The organism is Lyngbya sp. CCY1209, from assembly GCF_055795065.1.
This window is the reverse complement of record NZ_JAYFER010000096.1, coordinates 1-3,102: the sequence shown is the minus strand read 5'-3', so window position 1 is coordinate 3,102 and position 3,102 is coordinate 1. Positions and strand designations below refer to the sequence as shown.

Sequence of the window (3,102 nt, the reverse complement as noted above, 5' to 3'; positions counted from 1 at the left end):
CCTCTATCTTGCTCTTGGCTAGATACTGTAACGGGTTAGTGCGAAAGCCCCGCGTCTTTAGACCGGGGTGAGCTTACTCCTCCTCATTCAAAATTTTTTTAAAAATCGGGCTCGAAATGGGTGAAAAGGGGTTGACAGGGGGCGGCGATTTCCGGTAAGATATTGACATAAACCCTCATAATGGGAGTGGTTGCAAAAATAATATTTTCGTCACCACTCCCATTATCTAAAATAATACAGAAAGTCAAGAGCAAAAGCAACCCCCCTCCCCAAAAAAGTCGAAAATTTTAACATTTCTTAATTTTTTTTGAGAAAGGAAAATAACGAGTGCTGGCGTGGTAACACGCCGGGAATGATGAATCTCCCAACTCCCAACTCCCTTTTATAGGTTTTGTAACTATACGATCGCGCACTGCGATCAATCGAGAGTCCCCGGGAGTGGGGGACGGAGGGAAGTCGGTGCGGGGACTCAAAGAAACACGGCAGGGAGCAGACCCGATCATCCCCGATCGCAGACGATGCGGTTTCGGCCGAGGCGTTTGGCTTCGTAGAGGGCGGCGTCGGCGAGTTCGATCAGGTGTTCCGGGGCGAGGTCGGGCGTCGGGACCCGGCAGGCGATCCCGAGGGAGAGGGTGACGCAGTTGGAAATTGCGGATGTCTCGTGTTTGACGTGCAGTTTTTGTATCTCGGTGCGGATCTCCTCGGCGACTTGCAGGGCGCCTTCCGGGGGGGTGTCGGGGAGGACGATCGCGAATTCTTCGCCCCCGTAGCGGCAGGCGAGGTCTGCGGGGCGTTTGGCGCAGCGGTCGAGGACTTTGGCGATCGCTTTGAGGCACTCATCCCCCATCTGGTGGCCGTAGGTGTCGTTGTAGGCTTTGAAAAAGTCCACGTCCCCCATGATCGCCGACAGGGGGGCTTCGTCCCGCAACATCCGCTGCCACTCCCGGTGTAGGTAAGTGTCGAACTGGCGGCGGTTGGCGAGTCCCGTGAGTCCGTCGAGGGTGGCGAGGTGTTCGAGTTCCCGGTTGGCGACTTGCAGTCGGGCGTAGAGTTCCCCCTGCTGGATGGCGATCGCGATCGGAGTGGCCAGCGATCGCAGGGCTTCGATTTCTTCCGGGCGCCACTCCCGGGGGCCGCCGCACTGGTGGATAACGAGCAACCCCCACAGGGAATGCTCCCACCCGCCGTCATTTTCGGTCCGCTGAGGATAGTGGCGGATCAGGGGTAAGATCAGGCAGGCGGCGACCTGCAACCCTTCGAGCCGCTCCCGGACGGCTTCCGGCACTTCGGGGGCGTGGGTGTCGGCGATCGCGCGAATTTGGATGTCGTCGGCCGCTTCGAGTTCCCGGAAGGCTTCCGAGAGCCAACCGTAGTTGACGGAGGTCCCGAGCGCCGGTTGCCAGGGGCTTTCGACGGATTCCATCACCGCCCGATAGTCGTCGCCCGCCTCCGGACGGTAGATGAGGACGCGATCGGCCCCCAGAAATTCCCGCACTTGGGTGACGGTGCATTTGAGGGTGTCGTCGAGGTCCAGACATTCGTGAATTTGCTGCACGATGCCGCGCAGCAGCCGCTCCCGTTCGGCGTGGGACCACAGCGCCCGTTCTGCCTCCTGCCGTTCGGTGATGTCGGTGGAGACGCCCAGGAGGTGGCGGATTTTGCCGTCCTCGGAAATCAGGGGAATTTTGTTGGTTTGGAACCAGCGCACCTCCCCCGTCGCCAGGCGCAGGGGTTCGGCGGCGACGAGTCGGGCTTTTCCGGCGGCCATGATCTCCCGATCGCCCTCCAGCAACCGGTCGGTTTGGTGACGGTTGGGGTTGAAGTCGGCTTCGGTTTTGCCCAGCAACCCTTCCACCGTCGTCCCGTAGAGGTCGGCGATCGTGCGGTTGGCCAGGGTGAAGCGGCCGTTCCAGTCTTTGATAAAAATTAGGTTGGGGTTCGCGTCGATCACCATCCGCAAAAAGGCCTGCTGCTGTTCGAGGGCCAACTGGGCGATTTGGGATTTGTTCCGCTCCCAGCTCAGGCCGAGATTTTGTTCCGTGAGCTGCCGTTGCTGGCGGAGTAGGGTGATCTGATATTCCACCCGCTTGATGGTCTCTTGGGGATGCAGCGGTTGCATCAGGTAGTCCGCACCGCCGACGTTGAAAACGGTGCTTCGATTTAAGCGATCGCCTGGACTTTCCATTAAAATGACCGGTATTTGTTGGAATTGAACCCTCGATTTGAGCCAGTGGCACAACTCGTAACCCGTTCCGTCGGGAAGTCGGGTTTCGACAAGGATGACATCGCATGGCTCGGATTTCAAAACATCCCAAGCCTGCTGGCAACCCGTCGCACGCCGGACTTGATAACTCCGGCCGCACAAGAGATTTTCCAGCGTCGCGCGATCGCGGATCTCGGCTTCGGTGCGGCCGCCGTCGCCGCAATTTCCCTCAATCCATAAGATCCTTCCCTCTGATGCCGTCAAATATTCGCTGTTCATGAATACCGCCGCTCGAACCGACGTTCCCATCAAAAGAGATGGAAAACTTGAAGTTGATGCACATTCACCCTACAATTTTAATTGATTTTTTTCCGGGAAAATGGGGGGACAATTTTTTTCTGCCTGACGGCATAAAAAACGGCCCCCCAAGTTTCCCCCCAATGGGGGATTTATACCGACCGAGCCGGTGCATTTTCCGTTTTCTTTCGCAACCCGACCCGTCCCAAATTCGCGACAGCGGAATTGAATTTTATAGCAGTGTGAAGCCATGATGAAAAATATCGAACCCCCAAACCCCCCATTCTGGCAGGGCCGTTTCATTTTCCCCCGAAAAATGGCGAGAGAGGGAGACTCCGGAGACGGGGAGAGAGGGAGATGGGGAGAATTTTTCGGTCTGGGAAAAGGTATTTTTAACCCGAAAAAACTTTCGCCCCCTCCCCCTGTCACCGGTTCTCCCCCTCTCCTTCGGCAATTTGTAGCCGAGAATGAAACAGCCGGGCCCATTCTGGGGGATCTGAGCCGAAAAATTTCACTCATTATTTCACCCCTCGTCGGGCTGTTTAACCGTTAACGGCAGGGCTACAAACTGGAAAGCATTTGTAGGTACCATGACCTTAAAA

Annotated in this window: 1 protein-coding gene; it reads right to left on the bottom strand. The window is 56.9% G+C overall.

Annotation, left to right across the window (positions count from 1 at the left end):
- Positions 1-499: 499 nt before the first annotated feature.
- Positions 500-2,482, bottom strand: a complete 1,983-nt coding sequence (locus tag AC0QHF_RS00570) for a diguanylate cyclase (RefSeq protein WP_324702242.1) — start codon at positions 2,480-2,482, stop codon at positions 500-502.
- Positions 2,483-3,102: the final 620 nt, after the last annotated feature.